Here is a 20,024-nt window from a genome sequence, read left to right on the forward strand (position 1 = left end):
ACGGGGCGTTGAGGCGCCCTGGGGCGACCCAGGACGCGAAATCAAAAGTCTGACAAAAGTCTGATTCGCTCGAAACTGGGCGACATGACGGTTCCGAAAAGCACCTCTGACCAGTGCCGTTGTAGCCCAGGCGGGGCTTGAACCCGCGACCGACGGATTATGAGTCCGCTGCTCTGACCGGCTGAGCTACTGGGCCGTGGCCCCGCGAGAGGGCCCGGACGAATCTACCACGCACGGCCGCATGACCTGGTTCGACGTCGCGCCGCGGGCCCCGCGGGCACTCCGCCTCGGACGGGCTCTCCGGTCGCCGCGGCGCCACCCGCCTCCTCGAGGTGCTCCGGAGCAATGACGACCTCCTCGATCCGGGAGCGGCGGCCCGGGCGATGACGCGTCAGCATCCACGACGGGACCCGGCGCGGGCGCGTAACCTTCGTCATAGTGGCCGGTCGTGAGGGGGTTCCGGGATGCGAGCCCCGCCCCGGTCCTGCTACAGTCGTCCAGGTCGATCCCGCATAGCTCAACGGCAGAGCATTCGACTGTTAATCGAAGGGTTGTTGGTTCGAATCCAACTGCGGGAGCCCCTGCGACTCAGCCCCGGCCTCGTCCGGGGCTGAGTCATTTCTTCCTCCGGTCCCCTGAAGGAGCATGCCGATGCCCTCCCTGCCCGATGACCGCTTCCCGCTCCCGGAGGACTTCGGCCCCGGCAGCGTGTGGGCGGACCGCACCGGCCACCGCACCCTCGTTGGCCGCACCCAGCGCGGGGTCGAGATCCCGATCGGCCACGGCGAGGGCGAGGCGAGCCCCGGCGAGCTGCTCAAGCTCGCCCTGATCGGCTGCGCCGGCATGAGCAGCGACGTGAACCTCGCCCGCCGCCTCGGCGAGGACTTCGAGGCGCGGCTGTGGGCCCACGGCACCTCCGACGAGGCCGAGAACCGCTACCTGTCGATCGCCGAGGAGGTGCAGCTCCCCCTCGAGGGGCTCACCGCGCAGGAGATCGCCACGGTCGTGAAGGTCTTCGGCCGGGCGGTCGCGGCGGGCTGCACCGTCGAGCGCAGCGTCGTCCCCGGCGTCGAGGTCACCCACCGGGTGCTCGGCGCGGAGCCGGGGGAGGAGCAGGCGTGACCGTCCGTCCCATCCGGGTCGTCGGCGACCCCGTCCTGCGCACCCCCTGCGACCCGATCCGAACGGTCACCGACGGCACGCGCACCCTCGTGCGGGACCTGCTCGACACCGTGGACGATCCCGCCCGCGCGGGCGTGGCCGCGAACCAGATCGGCATCGGCCAGCGCGCCTTCTCCTGGCACCTCGTCGAGACCGGTGAGCTCGGCTACATCCTCAACCCCGTCATCGTCGAGCTCTCCGAGGAGCTGCAGCACGACGACGAGGGCTGCCTCTCCGTGCCCGGGCTCTTCTTCCCGCGCACCCGCTCCGCCTACGCCCGCTGCGTGGGCACGGACCTCGAGGGCGAGGAGATCGAGCTGGCCGGTGAGGGGATCATCGCCCGCCTCATCCAGCACGAGGTCGGCCACCTCGACGGGGAGCTCTACATCGACGGCCTCGAGCGCTCCGTGAAGAAGCGCGCGTTGCGCCAGATCAGGGAGACCCTCTAAGCTCATCCTGGACCAGCACGCGCTGCCATCAGCTCCGTCCATGGTTCCGATTCGTTGGGGAAGACGCATCGGACACCGGAAGGAACGAGATGACCCAGGGCGTTCTGTACATCCACTCGGCCCCGCGCGCCCTCACGCCCCACATCGAATGGGCGGCCAGCGGGGTACTCGGCATGCCCGCACGCATCCGCTGGGAGGACCAGCCCGTCGGGCGCGGCCTGCAGCGGGCCGAGATGACCTGGCGCGGCCGTGAGGACACCGGCGCACGCCTGGTCAGCGCGCTGCGCGGCATGCACGAGGTGCGCTTCGAGGTCACCCAGGAGGCGACCGCCGCCGTCGACGGCGCCCGCTGGAGCTGCACCCCCGAGCTCGGCATCCACCACGCCGCGACCGACCACGCGGGCAACATCGTCCTCACGGAGGACCACGTGCGCGGCTGCATGGAGCGCGCCGGCTCCGACCCGCGCGCCCTCCCGCGCGAGCTCGGCATCGCGCTCGGCGAGCCGTGGGACGAGGAGCTGGAGATCTACCGCCACGCCGGCGAGGGCGTGCCGATGCGCTGGCTGCACCGCGTGAGCTGAGCGCGCGGCGGCCGCGGCCGCACGGTGCTCCGATGCGCGAAGGGCGCCCGTTCCCCGAGGGGAGCGGGCGCCCTTCGCGAGCGCTGCGGCAGCGGTGCCGGTCAGGCCGTGGTGACCACCAGCGCGATGTCGTGGCCGCCGAAGCCGAAGGCGTTGTTGAGCACCGCGAGATCCCCCTCGGGGAGCTGCGCCGGGGCGCCGTTCGCGATCGCCATCGGGGCCTCGGGGTCGAGGTTCTCGATGTTGATCGTCGGCGGGACGGTGCGGTGGTGCGCGGCGAGGACCGAGAACACGGTCTCGAGCGCGCCGGCGCCGCCGAGCAGGTGGCCGGTCATCGACTTCGTCGAGGTGACGACGATCTGATCGGTCTCGCCGCCCAGCGCGTCCGAGACGGCCCTCAGCTCGCCGATGTCGCCCAGCGGCGTCGAGGTGCCGTGGGCGTTGAGGTGCTTGATGTCCGCCGCGCCGAGATCGGCGTCCTCGACCGCCTCGCGCACCGCGGCGGCCTGCCCCTCGGGATTCGGGGCCGAGATGTGGTGGGCGTCGGAGGCCATGCCGCGGCCGGCGGCATAGCCGTAGACGCGGGCGCCGCGGGCCTTCGCATGCTCCTCGCTCTCGAGCACCAGGATCGCCGCGCCCTCGCCGAGCACGAAGCCGTCGCGGTCCACGTCGTAGGGACGCGAGGCGTGCTCGGGATCGTCGACGCGCGTGGACAGGGCCCGGATGTTCGCGAAGGCCGCGATGGTCATCGGGTGGATGGACGCCTCGGTGCCGCCGACGACGACCACGTCGGCCCGGCCGTCGCGGATCATGCCCATGCCCAGCGCCACGGCCTCCGAGCCGGAGGCGCAGGCGGAGACGGGGGTGTGGGCGCCGGCGCGGGCGCCGAGCTCCATGGAGATGTTGGCCGCGGAGGAGTTCGCCATCAGCATCGGCACGGTGAAGGGGTTGACGCGGCGGGCGCCGCGCTCGCGCACGACGTCCCATTGGTCCAGCGTCGTCCAGATGCCGCCGATGCCCGTGCCGACGACCACGCCGAGGCGGGTCGGGTCGACGTCGGGGGCGCCCGCATCGGCCCAGGCCTCGCGGGCGGCGACCATCGCGTACTGCCCGGAGGGGTCGAGCTTCTTCGACTCGGGACGGCTCAGGGAGTCCAGCGCCCCGGGCACCAGACGGCAGGCGAAGTCGACGGAGAGCCCGTAGGACTCCTTCCAGTCGTTCTCGAGGGTGCGGGCCGCGGAGGTCCCGGCCAGGGCCGCCTCCCACGTCGAGGCGACATCCGCGCCCAGCGGGTTGACGGTGCCGAGGCCGGTGACGGCGACTCGGGAACGGGAAGCGGACATGCGGACCTCCGGGTCGGGGCAGACGGGGAACGGCGACGCCCGGGACGAACCCGTCCCGGGCGTCAGGCGGGGCTCAGTTCTGGGCGCCCGCGATGTACTTGACGGCGTCGCCGACGGTGGCGAGGTTCTTGACCTCTTCGTCGGGGATGCGCACGTCGAACTTCTCCTCCGCGTTCACGACGATGGTCATCATCGAGATGGAGTCGATGTCGAGGTCGTCGGTGAAGGACTTCTCGAGCTTCACGTCCTCGGTGGCGACACCGGTCTCCTCGTTGACGATCTCGGCGAGGCCCTCGAGGATCTCGTTCTCGGTGTGTGCCATGGGTGCTCCTTAGGGTGTTCGGATTGTGTGGCGGGGACAGACTACCCGGGACGCTGTGCTGTTCCGGTCAGGCCGAACGATGTTACTTGCCGGTCGTGATGCGGGTGACAGTCGTCCGGGCGGTACCCGGCGGCCCGGGCGGGGCTCAGGGGAGGACCAGCACCTGGCCGGCGTAGGCGAGCCCGGCGCCGAAGCCGAACTGCACGAGCACGTCGCCGCTCTTCGCTGCGCCCTCCTCGAGCAGGCGGTGGGTGGCCAGCGGGATCGACGCGGCGGAGGTGTTGCCCGTCTCGGCGATGTCGCGGCCGATCACCACGTCCTCCGGCAGCTTCAGCTGCTTGGCGAGCTCGTCGATGATGCGCATGTTCGCCTGGTGGGGGACGAACACGTCCACGTCCTCGATGCCGATGCCGGAGAGCTCGAGCATCTCGCGGATCTTCTTCGCGGTGTGCCAGACGGCCCAGCGGAACACCGTGCGGCCGTCCTGCTCGAGGGTGGGCCATTCGGCCTTCCCGTCGCGGAAGTCGATCGATGAGCCGGTCATCCGGATCGTGTCCCAGTGGTCGCCGTCGCTGCCCCAGACCGTCGGCCCGATGCGCGGGGTGTCGGACGGGCCGACGACCGCGGCGCCGGCCCCGTCCCCGAGCAGGAACGAGATCGAGCGGTCGGTGGGGGAGACGAAGTCCGAGAGCTTCTCCGCACCGATCACCAGCACGTTCCGGGCGGCGCCCGAGCGGATGAGGGAGTCGGCCTGCCCGATGCCGTAGGCGAAGCCGGCGCAGGCCGCGGAGATGTCGTAGGCGATGACGTCGGGCCGGCCCAGCTCGCCCGCCAGCAGCGTCGCGAGCGACGGGGTCGGATAGGGGAAGGAGATCGTCGAGACGATGATCGCGTCGAGGGTCTCCAGCGCGATGCCGGAGCGCTCGATCGCCTCCTTCGCCGCGGTGAGGGAGAGGTCCTTGACGCCGACCTCGGCGCTCGCACGGGTGCGGGTGACGATGCCGGTGCGCTGGCGGATCCACTCGTCGGAGGAGTCGATCGGGCCGACGAGGTCGTCGTTGGGGACGACCAGGTCGCCGCGGGCGGCGCCGTAGGCGAGGACCTGCGAGCCGGGGACCGTCCGCGGGGCGGTGAGGGTGATCGCCATGTCAGGCCTCCTGGTCCGACGGGGCGCGTCCGGCGTGCTCGCGCACCAGGGCGCGGGCGGCCTCGAGGTCGTCGGGCGTGTTGAGGTTCGCCAGCGCGATCCCCTTCAGCTCGCGCTTCGCGAGCCCGGTGAGGGTGCCCGCGGGGGCGACCTCGATCATCGCGGTCACGCCGCGGTCGCGGAAGGTGGCCATGCAGGCCTCCCAGTCCACGGGCGAGGCGACCTGGGTGACGATCGCGTCGAGGTACTGCGCGCCGGAGGTGACGACCTCGCCGCCGGCGTTGGAGACCAGCGGGAGGGTCGGGTCGGCGGGGGAGAGCGTCGGCGCGAAGGCGGCGAGCTCCTCGCGGGCGGCGGCCATGTACGGGGTGTGGAAGGCCCCGGCGACCTGCAGCGGGATGACGCGCGCCTTCGCCGGGCCGTCCTCGCCGAGCGCGGCGATCCTCTCGGCGCTGCCGGCGGCGACGACCTGGGCGGCGGAGTTGATGTTCGCGGGGTGCAGGCCGTGGCGCTCGATCGCGGCGAGGACGTCCTCGCGGGTGCCGCCGACGACGGCGGCCATCGAGGTGGGCTCGGCCGCGGCGGCGGTGGCCATGGCGCGCGAGCGCACCGCGACCAGGCGCATCGCGTCCTCGTCGGAGAGCACCCCGCCGAGCGCCGCGGCGGTCAGCTCGCCGACGCTGTGGCCGGCGAGCACGTCGGCCGCCGGGAGGTCCTCCTCGGCGCGCAGCTGCGACGCGGCGACGATGCCCGCGGCGACCAGCAGCGGCTGGGCGACCGCGGTGTCGCGGATCGTGTCGGCGTCGGACTCGGTGCCGTGGCGCAGCAGGTCGATGCCTGCAGCCTCCGAGAGCCCCGCGAGGGACTCCTCCACGCCGGGCAGCTCACGCCAGGGGCTCAGGAAGCCGGGCTTCTGGGCCCCCTGGCCGGGGCAGACGATCGCGAGCACGGGAAACCTCCAGGGGAGAGAAGGGGAAGGCCCGCTCGCGAGGCGGAGCGGGCCGATGGGGGAGAGCGGCCGTCGGGCCGCCCCTCGCACGGAGGAGCGGCCCGACGGGGGTGATCAGGACTCGCCGCCGAACGAGCCGGACTCGCCGGCGTTCACGTTCGTCAGGTCGTACTTGTCGATGGCCTGGCGGACGACCGAGGGGTCGACCTTGCCGTCCTTGGCGAGCAGCTGGAGGGTCTTGACGACCATCGAGTGCGCGTCGATCTTCAGGTGGCGGCGGGCAGCCGGGCGGGTGTCGGAGAAGCCCCAGCCGTCGGCGCCGAGCACGCCGTAGCGGCCCGGGATCCACTCGCGGATCATGTCCGGGACCATGAAGTCGTAGTCGGAGGTGGCCACGAACGGACCCTCGACGCCCTCGAGGCGCTGCTCCAGCCACGGGGTGCGCTGGTCCTCGGGGTTCAGGAGGTTGTGCTTCTCGGCCTCCTGGGCCTCCTTGCGCAGCTCGGTCCACGAGGTCACCGACCACACGTTGGCGCGCACGCCCCAGTCCTGCTCGAGCAGCTCGCGGGCGTGCTTGGCCCACGGGACGCCCACGCCGGAGGCGAGCAGCTGCGCGACCGGGCCGTCGCCCTCGGGAGCGGCCTCGTTGAGGTACATGCCCTTGAGCAGGCCCTCCACGTCCAGGTCCTCCGGCTCGGCCGGGTGCACCATCGGCTCGTTGTAGACGGTGATGTAGTAGAAGACCTCCTGCAGGCGGTCGTCCTCGCCGTACATGCGCTGCAGGCCGTCGCGGATGATGTGACCGAGCTCGTAGCCGTAGGTCGGGTCGTAGATCACGGTGCCGGGGTTGGTCGAGGCGAGCACGGGGGAGTGGCCGTCCATGTGCTGGAGGCCCTCGCCCGCGAGCGTCGTCTTGCCGGCGGTCGCGCCGATCACGAAGCCCTTGGCCATCTGGTCCCCGGCGGCCCAGAAGAAGTCACCGGTGCGCTGGAACCCGAACATCGAGTAGAAGATGTAGAACGGGATCATCGGGTAGTCGTGCGTGGCGTACGAGGTGCCCGCCGCGGTGAATGCCGCGGTCGAGGAGATCTCATTGATGCCCATGTGCTTGATCTGGCCCTGAGCGGACTCCTTGTAGGCCAGCAGCAGGTCTCGGTCCACCGAGAGGTAGTTCTGCCCGTCGGGGTTGTAGATCTTCGCCGTCGGGAACAGCGAGTCCATGCCGAAGGTGCGGGCCTCGTCGGGCACGATCGGGACCCAGCGCTTGCCGGTCTCCTTGTCGCGCATGAGGTCCTTGAGCAGGCGCACGAGCGCCATCGTCGAGGCGATCTCCTGCTTGCCGGAGCCGCGCCGGACGACCTCGTAGGCCTTGTCGCCCGGCAGCTCGAGAGCCTTGTGCTCGGTGCTGCGGGACGGGACCGGGCCGCCGAGCGCCTCGCGGTGCTGCTTGAGGTACTGCATGACCGGGGCGTCGTCGTCCGGCAGGTAGAACGGCGCGTCGTAGACGCTGCCGGACTCGAGCTGCTCGTCGGAGATCGGGATGTGCAGGGTGTCGCGCAGGGCCTTGAGGTCCTCGAGCGTGAACTTCTTCATCTGGTGGGTCGCGTTGCGGCCGGCGAAGTTCGAGCCCAGGCGGTAGCCCTTGATGGTGTGGGCGAGGATGACGGTCGGCTTGCCGTTCTTCAGCGTCATCGCCTGCTGGAAGGCGGCGTAGATCTTCTTGGCGTCGTGGCCGCCGCGGTTGAGCTTCCACCAGATGTCGTCGTCGGAGAGGTTCTCGACGAGTGCCTTCGTGCGCGGGTCGCGGCCGAAGAAGTTGTCGCGGATGAACCCGCCGTTCTCCGCGCGGTAGGTCTGGTAGTCGCCGTCCGGGGTCGCGTTCATCAGGTCGATGAGCGCGCCGTCGGTGGACTCCTGGAGCAGCGGGTCCCAGCCCGAGCCCCAGATCACCTTGACGACGTTCCAGCCCGCACCGCGGAACTGGCTCTCGAGCTCCTGGATGATCTTGCCGTTGCCGCGGACCGGGCCGTCCAGGCGCTGCAGGTTGCAGTTGATGACGAAGGTGAGGTTGTCCAGGTGCTCCTTCGCGGCGATGTGGAGCGCGCCGCGGGACTCGACCTCGTCCATCTCGCCGTCGCCGAGGAACGCCCAGGTGTGCTGCTCGGAGGTGTCCTTGAGGCCGCGGTGGTGCAGGTAGCGGTCGAAGGAGGCCTGCTCGATCGCGTTGACCGGACCGATGCCCATGGAGACCGTCGGGAACTCCCAGAAGTCCTGCATCGCCCGCGGGTGCGGGTAGGAGGGCATGCCGTGCTCGGAGGAGACCTCCTGGCGGAAGCCGTCGAGGTCCTCCTGGCTCAGGCGGCCCATCGCGAAGGCGCGGGCGTAGATGCCGGGGGAGGCGTGCCCCTGGAAGAAGACGTGGTCGCCGCCTCCGGGGTGGCTGCGTCCGCGGAAGAAGTGGTTGAAGCCCACCTCGTACATCGTGGCGATGGAGGCGTAGGAGGAGAGGTGCCCGCCGACGGACACGCCGGGGCGCTGGGCGCGATGGACGACCATCGCCGCGTTCCAGCGGTTGATGTTGCGCAGCTCCTTCTCGAGCTCCACGTCGCCGGGGTACTCGGGCTGCTGATCCGCGGGGATCGTGTTCACGTAGTCCGTGGTGAGCGAGTCCGGCAGGTGCAGGTCCTCGTCGCGCGCGTGCTGGATCAGGCTCTGCATCACCTCGGAGGCCCGGTCGACGCCGCGGTGCTCGACGAGTCCGTCGAACGAGTCGAGCCACTCCCGGGTCTCCTCCGGGTCCGGATCCTGCGCGTGGCTCGGCAGGTTGATGCCGATGGGACGAGGGGTCTCGTGCGAAGTCACACTGTCCTTCTCTCTACCGGAGTCGATGGACCGGCCGCGGGAGCTCAAGAACGCCGGTGGGCCCGGCTCCTGTCGGCCTCGGTTCCGCCCAGACTACCGTCGTGCGACGCGCCGAGGACCTTCACAGACCCTCCCCATCTGTGACGCTGGGGACATTGCCGCCTGCGTCGGGATCGACGTCCTGCGCCGGGAATGCAGGAGAGTGCGCCGTGGCATAGAATCGGCGCGCGCAGCACCTGCGGTGGGCCCGTGCGGGCCGATCGGAATGCTGCGCTCGCACTGACACCACGTCTTGAGGAGTTCTTTCTTGTCACCGTCGGCCGACGCCCCCACGCCCAGCGCCATCGCCGAGGCGCTGAACCTCACCACGGGTCAGATCGTGCAGGAGATCGGCTACGACGACGACGTGGACCATGACCTCCGCGACGCGATCGAGGACCTGATCGGTGAGGAGATGGAGGACGAGGACACCCAGGAGATCGTCGACGCCGTGGTGCTGTGGTGGCGCGACGACGACGGCGACCTCACCGACGCCCTCGTGGACGCGCTGCGCAACATCGAGGCGGGCGCCCCTGTGTGGCTCCTCACGCCGAAGGCCGGCCGGCCCGGGCATGTCGCCCCGGGCGAGGTGCAGGAGAGCGCCGAGATCGCGGGCCTGCGCGTGATCAGCTCGCTGTCGCTGGCCGCCGACTGGACCGGTACCCGCCTGGCCAGCCGCGCCAAGTGACCGCCATCACCGACGGGGTCCCGTCCTGACGGGGGAGGCCCCGTCCTGACGGGGGAGGCCCCGTTCCGGGTCGTTAGCTCAGCTGGTCAGAGCGTCTGGTTTACACCCAGAAGGTCGGGGGTTCGAGCCCCTCACGACCCACCAGAAGGTCGTTGTTCAAACCAACGACATCACCGGTTTGAGTTCCAGACTTCGCCTTCCGTCCTTGGTGGTGGCGCCGAACGGGACCACCGCCGGTGCTCAACACCCCGAATACTCAACAGGCTCGTCTGGGCCGATTGACCCCCATCGAGTACGAGACCATCATGAACCCGACCGTCAGCCTGGCGGCCTAACCACAGCTGTCACCTGTTCGCGCATCAGTCCCGAGAGTGTTCAGCGGGTGCTCGCCAGCGGACTCCGCTCGCTCGCGCCGATACGGGAAATCCGGTGGACGCTCGGTGCCGGCTACGACCTACTGTCCAGCGAGGAACCACAGGTCCGCACTGTGCGTGTCGAAGGCGAGGGCCCGCACGGTCCGCTGCCTGTCCTGGAGATTCAGATCGACATGTCAGAGTGGCGTCAGGCCAGGGACGCTCCGGACGGCTCACTGCACCATTTACGTGGGGCGATCAAGGATCTCACCAAGGCCGTGGGTGGCGTAGACAAGACAATGAAGCGTGTTGTCGATCGCCTGGATTACCCAGCGCCAGAAACGGTCGAAATCAATGAAATAAGCGACGCCTTCACCAGGCAGCAACTTGCACCGCCAGCACCCGAGGATGAGGCGGATTCCAGCACAGGTCGAGCATCACTGCCACCGGCGACGGCGGAGGAACGATAGCGCCTGCGGAACTCTCAGTCGGTGGTGCTCTCGCGTGCAGCCTCGCGAATCTGTGCTGAAGGGTGCTGCGCGGCGATGGTCAGCAGTTGAGAAACGGCTGGCACCTCCGATGACGTGTGGAGCCCGGAAACGACCGCTGCGGCACTCCGCCTTCCGCCAGACTTCAGGACGTTCGACAGGATTGTCACGACTCCCTCGGATGCGCGCTCGGCAACGACCAACCGGCTCAGCCCTCTGAGCGCCGCGTCACGTACGGTTTCGTTTGCATCACCCGCTAAGGCGAGAAGAAGTTCGGACTCTGCCTTGTCTCCGAAACGTTCGATGATCCGTGCACTCGCGGCACGGTGAACCGTGTCCCCGCCCAGAAGCTCCCGTATCAAGGATTTGCGCGAGGCCTCATCTGTGAGCGCACCGAGCGCTTCGCCGGCGAGGCCTCGGATGTCCTCGTCGTCATCGAAGAAGGTCCGTACTGGCTCTCGGTTCCGAAGAGCTGACACGGCTTCGACAAGTTGTGTCTTGATTGGGTCGGCAAGCGTCGCTCCATGGACGGCGAGTACTTGCAATGCGCCAGACTGTTGCTGAGGTCTGACCCCGGGAGCCGTCAACAGAGTTTCGATACGATCCCACCGCGCACTCGAAGGGTGCCAGACACCGAGCAGGGTCAGTGCATGGGCGGGGTCGAGACCGCCGACACCGTACGCCCCCTTGGCGGCATACTCGATGAGATTGTCGATGACGCTGCACAGTCGATCGGTAAGAGCATTGACTGCATCGGAGGGCAGTGTTCGCACGTCGTTGATGGCTTCGAAGACGATCAACTCCCCGGCCCGGGCTCGTTGAAGGACTTGCTCGCGACTCTCCATGACTGTAGGAGCAGCGACCCTCAAGAAGGCCTCGCGTAGGTAGGCGGCGTCGCTCTCAGATCGGTTCGCCGCGCGCTGACGGTCACTCTCACGCCACGCGGATGCGGGGATCGTATGGATCAGCCGGGCGAGTGTCCGCGCGGTTCCGTCGTCGGTGACCGGTGGTTGGTTGAGGAAGTAGTCGATAACGTTGTGAAGTGCGTCCTCGCTGAATGTCCAGACCATGGCCTTCAGCAGATCGATGATTTTGTGGAGCACGATGAATGTAGGCCGAGCGCGTTCCAGGTAGGCCTGTGGCTCTTCGAGCATAGCCAGCGCCCACACGCAAATTGCGTCGGCATGTGCTGGTTCGAGAACGTCGCCGGCGGCCGTCAGTAGCTCGATATCTGCCAACGCGGTCGTCCGAGTTGATCGAGACAAGTCCACGTTGCTCGCCGCGATCCGGGCGGCTGTCGTTGGGCCCCTGCGCAAGATGTGTCGAGTCGCGCGCCCAGTGCTCTTGCTGTCACCGGAGAGACGGAGAAGAGTCAGCCGCCCGGCGACCCTGTCGGGATCATCCGTGGGGCCGGTGGTGACAAGGAAGTGCTCCGCGAGAGCGCCAATTGCGCCACGCCATCCGTCATGATCACCAGCGCACGAGGCCAGCAACGCCGCGGAAAGCAGGCGCTTGTGGGCAGTGTCCGAGCCCCCGATCCGAATCGACGCATCCTCGCTCCATCTCCGGAACTCCTCAGAGAGATGAGCGGATAGCCCATAGGACATCACCTGGGTTCTCCACCACGACGCTGGGTTGTCGCTGCGCTGGATGATGTTGGCGATGTCGCCCTGCATCCAGCCGCTGGCCCTGAACGACGTCAGCGCACACGCGCCCGCGATGGCCGCAGCCGTGACGTCTGACGGTGCCTCTCGATGGATTCGCTGGGTCTTCATCGCGAGGTCGAAAGCCTCCTCGTGTCGTCCGACCTCCAGCAGTGCCCGTGCTCGTTGAGCTTCTAGCCATGCGTGATCCACTGAGGAGTAGTCGTCATGTGCCAGGGCGCCCTGAAGCACCTGGAGCGCCGTATCGGGATCATTCTCGTCGAAGTGATAGACGCAGCAGAGCACGGATGCCGCGGCGCGCTCAGACGGCGTCGAAGCTCGGTCGACAAGCTGAAGCAAATCAGCGGGTTCTCCTTGGTAGTGCCAGAGATGAACGGCGGCAGTGGCGCGCCAACACCAGTCGTCGGCCTCACGTGCATCGTCGAGTGACAGCCCCTTCCGCTCGGCATCATTCTCCCTGCGAGCGTGGGAAGGCTCATCGGTTCTAGAATCCGTTCGAGGTCGTCCCGGAAGAGCACTTGCATGGCGAGGGCTTCGGGCCCGGATATTGAATCTGGGACCAGGTTCGGGTGGGGTGCGATGAGCCGGGGAGTGATGAGGGCATGCCGAACTTCGTCGACCGGAGCAAGATGTACCGCGCCGGTCCACGCAGAGCCGTCCCAGGTCCGAGTCGGAAGCTGTGTCAGCGCGACGTCGGAGAGTGCTTCGTTTTGGTCCGCGTCGACGGTTTGAGATGCCGGCACAAGAATCTTGGCGCCTTTGCCGGTCGGGATGACGTGTTCCGGGGTGACGTGGGCCCAGTACGAGACATCTCTGTCTTGATCGCGCAGGATCACCACGTGGGGCAGGGCGTGGCGCAGCCAGTAGTCGAAGTGTTCGCGGTCGTCTTCGGCAAACCACCACCCAGTTATCGTGCCGTCGGCGTCCTTCTTCGGGGAGTTGAAGTAAGACGGCCCGGTCTTGACCTGGGCACCCATCACGGCGCCGAGTTCGTACCGGCGGGCATCTCGCGGCCGCAGATATAGATCGGTGCCTGTGTCGTGCCGGCTATCGATCACCCCTCCCCAGCCCAAGCGCTCGAACTGCGCCAAGACCTCAGACTCACCCGAGGTTCCCGTAGCTTCATTCTTCGGCGCCCGCACCTACGCCTCCTCCGTTGCCCCGTCCGCAACAACCCGAACGTTGCGCATCGCAGAGCCAGTGAATACGAGCGGTATGAACGAGTCTCGAAATGCGATTCCCGCCGATCGCCTCGCAGAACCGCCACTGGGAGGAGTGGTGAGACGGAACCTCATACCGACTGGCGCCTTGCCTGAAACATGGTCAGGATGTGGCCCGCCCACTGGGTAACCGGGATGAGCGGGAGCGTCCAGATAGTCGGGGAGGTCTGCCCGTCCTTCGAAGTGTTTCGTGGCCGCGACGTGGAACATCGCCGCGTGGGCCCAGGCAATCATGTATGCCTCGGCGAGAACGGCAGGGACATCCACCCTCAACTGCGTCAGCTCCAGCCCTTGTCGATGTCCGTCCACCCTGGGTGCCTGTGCGAGAACTTCGATAACGGGGCGGTCGAAGATGTCCACGGCGTCCGGGCCGGTCAGCGCACCAACCGGGATGGTCCCATCTGCGCTGGGCGGAGTGGTGACGAATGAGACTTTGAGGTCATCACGAGCGCGGACTGAGAGACCGTGCTTGACGTTCTTGTGAGCAGCGTTGAGTTGGAGTTCATGTCCTAAAATTAGGTCGATAGCGAACTGGAGCCAGTCGGCGAACACGTTGGACGCCGAAGCAAATCGCTCGGTCATCCCGCTCTGCAAGTCCTGCTCGCGGAGAACCAGACGGGCGAACTGCATCGGGGCTTCTACCGAGGAGAAGAACTCGCGGATCTGGCTCACGACTTGATCGAGTCGGTTTGACCCGGCCGACAGGGCCTCCCAAACGCGCGATTCGGCTACGCGCGTCCGTTGCGAGAGTGCTGACGTCAACCGCACAAGCGACTCAGCCGCATGATGCCGCAGGGCGTAAGCATCCGTAGCGACCTGTGTAGCAATGGACCTCGGCGAGGTCTCGGGTATGAAGCCCACCGGCCGGCCAAGGAGGCGAGCGAACCGCCTACGGGTCTCGGTGGCGTGCTGCTGTTCATCATCGGGCGCGGCCAGGGGATAGTCATCGTTGTCGACGTCTGACTCTGCCCACCGCTGCATCATGCCGATCCGAGCGCTGAAGTACCCGAACGGATCAGACGCCAGGAACGTGTCGTCAAGCTCCTGACACTGCTCGGCCGTCAGCTCCGGCCCGGCTGGTGGCGGGAACATTCAACAAGCGTATGGTCGCGAGATCGGCCTGTCCATTCGCCTCGCCGGGCCACCGGCGCGCAGCGTGATCCACGCCTCATGCGAGAGTAGGGCGGACGACCAGTCGAAGCGCTCCAGGACCGCGACCGTAGCTGTCCAGTTTCTTCCTACTGGCAAGGAATCCCCCGTAGACTGCCTGATGAGGCTGATTTCTCCTCTGTAGTGCGCCGGTCTTGGCAGACCCTCGGGTCACTCTTCAACGCACTGCCTCACCAGATGCACTGTGCAATGGAGAGGAACAAAACCATGATTCGTCTGATCTGGACCGTCAGCTTCCACCCCCGCTGCTTCCTGCGGCGCTACATGCCCACCAAGATCCTGCTGGATGCGATCCGCACCCGCCGTGGTTTGAATTGGGGTATCCCCGCGATGCTGCTCGCGATCCCGTACCTGCTGATCGCGAACGTCTGTGTCCAACTCATCGAGGACGGCGCCTCCGGAGGGCTCCACCTCGCAGTGCTGTGGGCGATATGGAACATGCTCAAGATGCTCTGGATCGGGCCGGTCAGCGCTGTGCTCCTGATCCGCGCCCGCGTCCGCAAGTCCGTCACCGCCCGTCGCGAGCGCGCCCGCCGAAGCAGACGAGCGGGCCGTGGTCGACGCGATAGGTATCCGGTGAGGTGCGAACTCAGGCACCGACCCGGCGACGACCGCCAGCACGGATCGTCCCGCCGCACGCGAACACTGCCGAGCGCACGGCCTCGTTGGCGATTCCGAGTCGCGCGGCGACCTGAGCGAGCGTCATCCCACCTGCATAGAGCTGAGCGGCGTCCTGCCGGATCGCGTCGGGCAACTCCGGTCTGCCAGCTGCCAAGCCCGCCTGTCGTGCTATTTCTCGCACGGTGCTGCGGTGCACGTTGAATCGCGTCGCCAGCTCCCGCACGGGCACGTCATTGGCGTAACCGGCGATCAGCTCGGCTCGATTGGAGACGCTCAAACGGGTTTGGGGCTGACGCGAGTTCACACGCACCGGGCCGCGCTCATCGGTCATCCGAGCACCCCGAGCGCGCGGCCGACGAGCCCGAGAACCCCGTAGAACGCGGGAAATCAGCTATCCGAGCGGCTTCCGGGGGTTTGAGAAGCTGCTACGGAGGTCCACCCGAAGAGAAGCCCCCGACCTGCACTGACAGTGCTGGGTCGGGGGCTTTGTCGCGGAGTTGAGCACAGTCTGAGCACGACTCCCGCGATCATTGCGGCCGTGCTGACCCCCGTCGCGCGAAGGGCGCCAGCGTCAGCGGCTGACCCAGTAGGCCAGCACCAGCACCACGGGCACGGCCACGACGAGGCAGCCCCAGGTGACGGCGCTGCGGCGGTCGCGCTCCTTCTCCTCGGGGGTCCGCTCGCGCGGCTCGGGGCGGCCGTCCCGCTCCCACTGCTCGCGCTCTTCGCGCCGGCGCACCAGCATGCGACCGATGATGACGATGAGGGAGACCGCGATGGACACAGCGATCGCGGCGAGGATCAGGGTCTCCACGGGCACCTCCGGGGTCGTGAACAGAGCGGACTGTGCACAGCGTCTCACGGCCCCGCCCCCGGATCCTGGGCGTTCCTATACTGGCCGGACCGCCATCGACCACAGGAGGCCCCCGCAGGTGAGCGCAGCGACCAGACCCTTCGACGTGGACGCGATCAGGGCCGACTTCCCGATCCTGCAGCGGATGCTCGACCCCGAGACCCCGATGATCTACCTCGACGGCGGCGCCACCTCACAGCGCCCCCAGCCGGTCATCGACGCGGAGGTCGCCTATCTCACCCATGACCACGCCGCGGTCAAGCGGGGCGCGCATCGCATGGCCGGGGCCGCGACCGACGCCTACGAGGACTCCCGCGAGCGGCTCGCCGCCTTCCTCGGCGCCCCCTCCGCGCAGGAGATCGTCTTCACGAAGAACGCGACCGAGGCGCTGAACCTGCTCGCCCGCTCCCTCGGCGACGGCGACGCCTCCACCCCCGGGCACCTGCGCGTGCGCGAGGGCGACGAGATCCTCGTGACCGAGATGGAGCACCACGCGAACCTCGTCCCGTGGCAGGAGCTGGCCCGCCGCACCGGCGCCGTCCTGCGCTGGATCCCCATGGCCGAGGACTTCACCCTCGACCTCACGGACCTCGACTCGCTGCTCACCGAGCGCACGAAGGTCCTCGCATTCACGCACCAGTCCAACGTGCTCGGCACGGTCAACCCCGTCGGCCGGCTCGTCGAGGCGGCGCGCGCCGTCGGCGCGCTGACCGTGCTGGACGCCGCCCAGTCCGCCCCGCACATGCCCTTCGACCTCGCCGCGCTGGGCGTCGACTTCGCCGCCCTGTCCGGGCACAAGATGCTCGGCCCCACCGGCATCGGCGCGCTCTGGGGCCGCTACGAGCTGCTCGAGACGATGCCGCCCTTCCTCACCGGCGGATCGATGATCGAGACGGTGACGATGGAGGCCAGCACCTTCGCCGAGCCGCCCGCCCGCTTCGAGGCCGGCACCCCGCCGATCTCCCAGGCCGTCGGCCTCGCCGCCGCCTGCGACTATCTCGATGCGCTCGGCATGGAGCAGATCGCCGCGCACGAGCAGGCTCTCACCGTGCGCGCGATCGACGGGCTCTCCGGGATCGACGGGGTGCGGATCATCGGCCCGGCCGCCTCCCGGCAGCGCACCGGAGCAGTCGCCTTCGACGTCGCCGGCCGCCACCCGCACGACGTCGGCCAGGTGCTGGACTCCTACGGCATCGAGGTGCGGGTGGGCCACCACTGCGCCTGGCCCCTGCACCGTCGCTTCGGGCTCCACGGCACCACCCGCGCGTCCTTCTCCGTCCACACCACCGACGCCGAGGTCGACGCGCTCGTCCACGGCGTCGCCCGCACCGTCGAGTTCTTCGGAGCCCTCTCATGAGCACCCATCTCTCCGCGCTCTACACCGAGCTCGTGATCGAGCACGACAAGCGGCCCCTCCACGCCGGGCTGCGCGAGCCGTTCGAAGCCGAGGTACACCACGTGAACCCCACCTGCGGCGACGAGATCACGCTGCGCCTGCATCTGTCCGAGGACGGCGCCGAGCGGATCGAGGACGTCTCCTACGACGCGGTCGGCTGTGCGATGAGCCGCGCCTCCGCCTCGATCATGGCCGATCTCCTGATCGGCCACGGCGTCGAGGAGGTGGAGCCGGTGCGCACCCACTTCGAGCAGGCGATCGGCTCCCGCGGACGGATCGAGGGTGACGAGGAGCTGATCGGCGACGGCGTCGCGCTGATGGGCGCGGCGAAGTTCCCCGCCCGGGTCAAGTGCGTGCTCATGCCGTGGAAGGCCTACCAGGCGGCGCTCCTCGAGACGCGAGCGCTGCGCGGATGAGCGCCATGAGCGCCCGGACCCCGGCGACCTCCGAGACCACCGTGACCGTCGGCGACGTCGTCGGCGTGCTCGAGGCCGCCTACCCGCTCGCCTGGGCGGAGGACTGGGACCGCGCTGGCCTCGTCCTCGGGGAGCGGGAGGCGCCGGTCTCCCGTGTGCTGCTGGCCGTGGACCCGACGCTCGCGGTCGCCCGCGAGGCGGTCGCCTCCGGCGCCGAGCTGCTGATCACCCATCATCCGCTGCTGCTGCGCGGGGCGAGCTTCCTGCCTGCCGACGACGGGAAGGGCGCGGTGGTCACCGACCTGCTGCGCGCCGGGACGGCGCTGTGGTGCGGGCACACGAACGTGGACCGCTCCACCCGCGGCACCGTCGGCGCCTGGCTGCGGGCGCTCGACCTGCAGGACCCCCGCCCGCTGCTGCCCGGTGACGAGGGGGAGGAGGCAGGTCACGGCTCCACCCGCTTCGGGCTCGGCGCCGTCGGCGAGCCGGCGACGCCCACCACCGTCGGCGGCCTCGCCGAGCAGATCGCGGCCCTGGTCCCCGCGACCGCGCGCGGGATCCTGCACACGGGCGAGGCGGAGCGTCCCGTGCGCACCGTCGCCGTCTGCCCCGGAGCGGGCGACTCCTTCCTGGAGGCCGCCACGCGCAGCGGTGCCGACGTCTACATCACCTCCGACCTGCGCCACCACCCGGCGCTCGAGCACCTCGAGTCCGCGGCGGACCCCGCCGCCGTGCCGGCGCTGATCGACGTGCCGCACGCCGCGAGCGAGGCGCTGTGGCTCCCGCTCGCCCGCGAGCTGCTCACGGAGGCGCTGCCGGGCCTCGACGTGCAGATCACCGCGCAGGTCACCGACCCGTGGGGCGGCCGGGCCGGCTGAACCCGGTCGGGCAGGCCGAGCCCGGTCGGGCCGGCCGAACGCGACGGGGCCGCCCGAGAGCCGGGGCCGCGGCGCTCGGCCGGACCCGGGGACGCGGCCGGGCGGACCACGCCCGTCGAGGCGGCGTCAGTCGACCCGGTCGACCACGACGAGCCTGTCCCCGTCCAGCTCGACGCCGAGCCGGGAGCTGCCGCGCCCCGAGACCCCGGCGAGGCCTTCGCCGACGACGTCGACCAGCTCCTCCGCCGTGGCGGGCGCGGTCTCCGCCGCCAGCAGGACACGGGTCACCAGGCCCCGGTAGCGCTTCGCGTCATGGGAGATGACCTTGCGAACCCCGCCGCTGTCCTGCACCGGCGCGACCTCCAGCATCCGCACCCCGTCCCCGCTGCGCATCGCCATCATCGAGCGGTAGGAGCCTGAACGGCAGTCGACCACCAGCGGCGAGGACCCCGCGGCCTCCTCCTCGCGCAGCTGTCCGGCGATCGGCGTCAGCCGCGGCGCCCACCAGGACCCCGCCTTCCCCAGCCGCGAGAGCTGCGAGGAGGCGGAGAGACGGTAGGCGGGGATCCGGTCCCACCCGGCGTCGACCAGGCCCAGCAGGGCGCTCTGGACCAGCACGCGCCGGTCGCCGGGGATCTCCGCGCCCGGCTCGAGCTGGTCGTAGAGCACCCCCGAGTAGACGCCGAGCGGCGCGGCGGCGGGCTCCTGCTCGAGATGCAGCATGCGCCCGACGAGCTCGGGGAGGAGGCCGGGACCCCCAGCCGGGAGGCGGCGTCGGACCCCGCGGCGGTGCGGTGCGCGGCCCGCAGCATCGTCCCGCGCGCCTCCCGCAGCGCCGGCAGCGCGAGCTCGTCGAGGTCGAGCGGACGATGCCCCTCCTCGGCGGGCCGGGTCTTCGTCTCCGAGGGCGGCAGCAGGATCAGCATCAGACCATTCTCCGAGGCGGCAGGGCAGGGGCGAGGGAGGGCGCCGCGAGAGCTTCGGCACGTCGGCGCGGGCGCCTGCCCGCTGCGGAGGGGGAGGCGCAGGTGGGAGCGTATACTGCCGGGCGGACCAGTCGGCCGGGCAGCCGCGTCCCCGCGGCGTACGCCGCAGGGCCGAGGAAAGTCCGGGCTCCATCCGGCACGGTGGTGGGTAACGCCCACCCGGAGTGATCCGCGGGACAGTGCCACAGAGAGCAGACCGCCGCCGCGCCCTCGGGCGCGGCGGTAAGGGTGAAAGGGTGGTGTAAGAGACCACCGCGGTCTCGGTGACGAGACCGGCACGGTAAACCCCACCGGGAGCAAGGTCAGACAGGGAACGCATGAGGGCGCCGGCCCGAGTTCCCGGGTAGACCGCTGGAGGTCGTCGGCAACGGCGACCCGAGAGGGATGGCTGCCGATCACAGAACCCGGCTTACAGGCCGGCTGGTCCGCCCCGCGGGG

Annotated in this window: 19 protein-coding genes, 3 tRNA genes and 1 other RNA gene; 11 read left to right on the forward strand and 12 right to left on the reverse strand. The window is 69.3% G+C overall.

Going from position 1 to position 20,024, the window contains the following annotated elements; translation table 11 throughout:
• Positions 1 to 122 precede the first annotated feature (122 nt).
• Positions 123 to 196 (reverse strand) — tRNA-Ile (locus tag RBL05_RS01285).
• Positions 197 to 506: 310 nt separating this feature from the next.
• Here RBL05_RS01285 and RBL05_RS01290 point away from each other — a divergent pair.
• The 4 genes from RBL05_RS01290 (at position 507) to RBL05_RS01305 (ending at position 2,191) form a co-directional block, all read left to right on the forward strand.
• Positions 507 to 578 (forward strand) — tRNA-Asn (locus RBL05_RS01290).
• A 73-nt stretch (positions 579 to 651) separates the two neighbouring features.
• Positions 652 to 1,122: an OsmC family protein gene (locus RBL05_RS01295; RefSeq protein ID WP_308740874.1), complete on the forward strand. Its 471-nt coding sequence runs from the start codon at positions 652 to 654 to the stop codon at positions 1,120 to 1,122.
• Positions 1,119 to 1,610, forward strand: a complete 492-nt coding sequence (locus tag RBL05_RS01300) for a peptide deformylase (RefSeq protein ID WP_062950737.1) — start codon at positions 1,119 to 1,121, stop codon at positions 1,608 to 1,610. The genes RBL05_RS01295 and RBL05_RS01300 overlap by 4 nt, the downstream gene beginning before the upstream one ends.
• An 89-nt stretch (positions 1,611 to 1,699) precedes the next feature.
• Complete coding sequence (locus RBL05_RS01305) at positions 1,700 to 2,191, forward strand: DUF3145 domain-containing protein (protein WP_010551654.1); 492 nt, start codon at positions 1,700 to 1,702, stop codon at positions 2,189 to 2,191.
• Positions 2,192 to 2,292: 101 nt separating this feature from the next.
• Here RBL05_RS01305 and RBL05_RS01310 read toward each other — a convergent pair whose 3' ends face one another.
• The 5 genes from RBL05_RS01310 to aceE all read right to left on the reverse strand — a co-directional run bounded on the left by RBL05_RS01310 (position 2,293) and on the right by aceE (position 8,814).
• Positions 2,293 to 3,534 (reverse strand): beta-ketoacyl-[acyl-carrier-protein] synthase family protein, encoded by a 1,242-nt coding sequence (locus tag RBL05_RS01310; RefSeq protein ID WP_308740873.1) that lies wholly within the window; start codon positions 3,532 to 3,534, stop codon positions 2,293 to 2,295.
• A gap of 73 nt (positions 3,535 to 3,607) precedes the next feature.
• Positions 3,608 to 3,856, reverse strand: coding sequence for an acyl carrier protein (locus tag RBL05_RS01315; protein WP_010551652.1), 249 nt, complete (start codon positions 3,854 to 3,856; stop codon positions 3,608 to 3,610).
• Between the two features lie 145 nt (positions 3,857 to 4,001).
• A complete protein-coding gene (locus RBL05_RS01320; protein ID WP_308740872.1) occupies positions 4,002 to 5,003 on the reverse strand; it encodes a beta-ketoacyl-ACP synthase III in 1,002 nt (333 codons plus the stop codon).
• A 1-nt stretch (position 5,004) separates the two neighbouring features.
• Positions 5,005 to 5,952 carry an ACP S-malonyltransferase gene (locus tag RBL05_RS01325; protein WP_308740871.1) on the reverse strand — a complete coding sequence of 316 codons (948 nt, stop codon included), beginning with the start codon at positions 5,950 to 5,952 and terminating at the stop codon, positions 5,005 to 5,007.
• Positions 5,953 to 6,066: 114 nt separating this feature from the next.
• Positions 6,067 to 8,814, reverse strand: a complete 2,748-nt coding sequence (gene aceE / locus RBL05_RS01330) for a pyruvate dehydrogenase (acetyl-transferring), homodimeric type (protein ID WP_308740870.1) — start codon at positions 8,812 to 8,814, stop codon at positions 6,067 to 6,069.
• A gap of 307 nt (positions 8,815 to 9,121) precedes the next feature.
• Between aceE and RBL05_RS01335 the strand changes: the two genes are divergently transcribed.
• The 3 genes from RBL05_RS01335 to RBL05_RS01345 all read left to right on the forward strand — a co-directional run bounded on the left by RBL05_RS01335 (position 9,122) and on the right by RBL05_RS01345 (position 10,364).
• On the forward strand, positions 9,122 to 9,541 hold the full coding sequence (locus tag RBL05_RS01335) for a DUF3052 domain-containing protein (protein WP_308740869.1): 420 nt from the start codon (positions 9,122 to 9,124) through the stop codon (positions 9,539 to 9,541).
• A gap of 67 nt (positions 9,542 to 9,608) precedes the next feature.
• A tRNA-Val gene (locus tag RBL05_RS01340) sits at positions 9,609 to 9,685 on the forward strand.
• Positions 9,686 to 9,923: 238 nt separating this feature from the next.
• Complete coding sequence (locus tag RBL05_RS01345) at positions 9,924 to 10,364, forward strand: hypothetical protein (protein WP_308740868.1); 441 nt, start codon at positions 9,924 to 9,926, stop codon at positions 10,362 to 10,364.
• 14 nt (positions 10,365 to 10,378) lie between these two features.
• Here the strand turns inward: RBL05_RS01345 and RBL05_RS01350 are convergent, their stop codons facing one another.
• From RBL05_RS01350 to RBL05_RS01370, 5 genes are all read right to left on the reverse strand, one after another.
• Positions 10,379 to 12,157, reverse strand: coding sequence for a hypothetical protein (locus tag RBL05_RS01350; RefSeq protein ID WP_318603985.1), 1,779 nt, complete (start codon positions 12,155 to 12,157; stop codon positions 10,379 to 10,381).
• 62 nt (positions 12,158 to 12,219) lie between these two features.
• Positions 12,220 to 13,137, reverse strand: coding sequence for a DUF4365 domain-containing protein (locus RBL05_RS01355; RefSeq protein WP_318603987.1), 918 nt, complete (start codon positions 13,135 to 13,137; stop codon positions 12,220 to 12,222).
• A 51-nt stretch (positions 13,138 to 13,188) separates the two neighbouring features.
• The gene (locus RBL05_RS01360; protein ID WP_318603989.1) at positions 13,189 to 14,358 is read right to left on the reverse strand and encodes a hypothetical protein; all 1,170 of its coding nucleotides are present in this window, start codon (positions 14,356 to 14,358) and stop codon (positions 13,189 to 13,191) included.
• A gap of 667 nt (positions 14,359 to 15,025) precedes the next feature.
• Entirely contained in the window at positions 15,026 to 15,388 is a 363-nt protein-coding gene (locus RBL05_RS01365; RefSeq protein WP_308740864.1) for a helix-turn-helix domain-containing protein, read from the reverse strand.
• Positions 15,389 to 15,628: 240 nt separating this feature from the next.
• Positions 15,629 to 15,919 carry a hypothetical protein gene (locus RBL05_RS01370; protein ID WP_308740863.1) on the reverse strand — a complete coding sequence of 97 codons (291 nt, stop codon included), beginning with the start codon at positions 15,917 to 15,919 and terminating at the stop codon, positions 15,629 to 15,631.
• Between the two features lie 70 nt (positions 15,920 to 15,989).
• Between RBL05_RS01370 and RBL05_RS01375 the strand changes: the two genes are divergently transcribed.
• The 3 genes from RBL05_RS01375 to RBL05_RS01385 are packed head-to-tail and all read left to right on the forward strand — an operon-like array spanning position 15,990 to position 18,600.
• Positions 15,990 to 17,267 carry a SufS family cysteine desulfurase gene (locus RBL05_RS01375; RefSeq protein ID WP_318603990.1) on the forward strand — a complete coding sequence of 426 codons (1,278 nt, stop codon included), beginning with the start codon at positions 15,990 to 15,992 and terminating at the stop codon, positions 17,265 to 17,267.
• Positions 17,264 to 17,722, forward strand: a complete 459-nt coding sequence (sufU, locus tag RBL05_RS01380) for a Fe-S cluster assembly sulfur transfer protein SufU (RefSeq protein ID WP_062950747.1) — start codon at positions 17,264 to 17,266, stop codon at positions 17,720 to 17,722. Before RBL05_RS01375 ends, sufU begins: the two co-directional genes overlap by 4 nt.
• Positions 17,723 to 17,727: 5 nt before the next feature.
• Positions 17,728 to 18,600 (forward strand): Nif3-like dinuclear metal center hexameric protein, encoded by an 873-nt coding sequence (locus RBL05_RS01385; protein WP_308740861.1) that lies wholly within the window; start codon positions 17,728 to 17,730, stop codon positions 18,598 to 18,600.
• 126 nt (positions 18,601 to 18,726) lie between these two features.
• Here RBL05_RS01385 and yaaA read toward each other — a convergent pair whose 3' ends face one another.
• Positions 18,727 to 19,323, reverse strand: a complete 597-nt coding sequence (yaaA, locus tag RBL05_RS01390; protein WP_318603993.1) for a peroxide stress protein YaaA — start codon at positions 19,321 to 19,323, stop codon at positions 18,727 to 18,729.
• Positions 19,324 to 19,653: 330 nt separating this feature from the next.
• Between yaaA and rnpB the strand changes: the two genes are divergently transcribed.
• An RNA gene (rnpB, locus tag RBL05_RS01395) (RNase P RNA component class A) lies at positions 19,654 to 20,014 on the forward strand.
• Positions 20,015 to 20,024: the final 10 nt, after the last annotated feature.

The organism is Brachybacterium sp. GU-2, from assembly GCF_030866705.2.
Taxonomy (GTDB): Bacteria; Actinomycetota; Actinomycetes; order Actinomycetales; family Dermabacteraceae; genus Brachybacterium; species Brachybacterium conglomeratum.

What these genes read in the sequence shown, in the direction of transcription:
- RBL05_RS01295 (WP_308740874.1), top strand. Translation starts at nt 652, where the DNA reads ATGCCCTCCCTGCCCGATGACCGCTTCCCGCTCCCGGAGGACTTCGGC.
- RBL05_RS01305 (WP_010551654.1), top strand. Translation starts at nt 1,700, where the DNA reads ATGACCCAGGGCGTTCTGTACATCCACTCGGCCCCGCGCGCCCTCACG.
- RBL05_RS01310 (WP_308740873.1), bottom strand. Translation starts at nt 3,534, where the DNA reads ATGTCCGCTTCCCGTTCCCGAGTCGCCGTCACCGGCCTCGGCACCGTC.
- RBL05_RS01315 (WP_010551652.1), bottom strand. Translation starts at nt 3,856, where the DNA reads ATGGCACACACCGAGAACGAGATCCTCGAGGGCCTCGCCGAGATCGTC.
- RBL05_RS01320 (WP_308740872.1), bottom strand. Translation starts at nt 5,003, where the DNA reads ATGGCGATCACCCTCACCGCCCCGCGGACGGTCCCCGGCTCGCAGGTC.
- RBL05_RS01350 (WP_318603985.1), bottom strand. Translation starts at nt 12,157, where the DNA reads ATGAAGACCCAGCGAATCCATCGAGAGGCACCGTCAGACGTCACGGCT.
- RBL05_RS01360 (WP_318603989.1), bottom strand. Translation starts at nt 14,358, where the DNA reads ATGTTCCCGCCACCAGCCGGGCCGGAGCTGACGGCCGAGCAGTGTCAG.
- RBL05_RS01365 (WP_308740864.1), bottom strand. Translation starts at nt 15,388, where the DNA reads ATGACCGATGAGCGCGGCCCGGTGCGTGTGAACTCGCGTCAGCCCCAA.
- sufU (WP_062950747.1), top strand. Translation starts at nt 17,264, where the DNA reads ATGAGCACCCATCTCTCCGCGCTCTACACCGAGCTCGTGATCGAGCAC.
- RBL05_RS01385 (WP_308740861.1), top strand. Translation starts at nt 17,728, where the DNA reads ATGAGCGCCCGGACCCCGGCGACCTCCGAGACCACCGTGACCGTCGGC.
- yaaA (WP_318603993.1), bottom strand. Translation starts at nt 19,323, where the DNA reads ATGCTGCATCTCGAGCAGGAGCCCGCCGCCGCGCCGCTCGGCGTCTAC.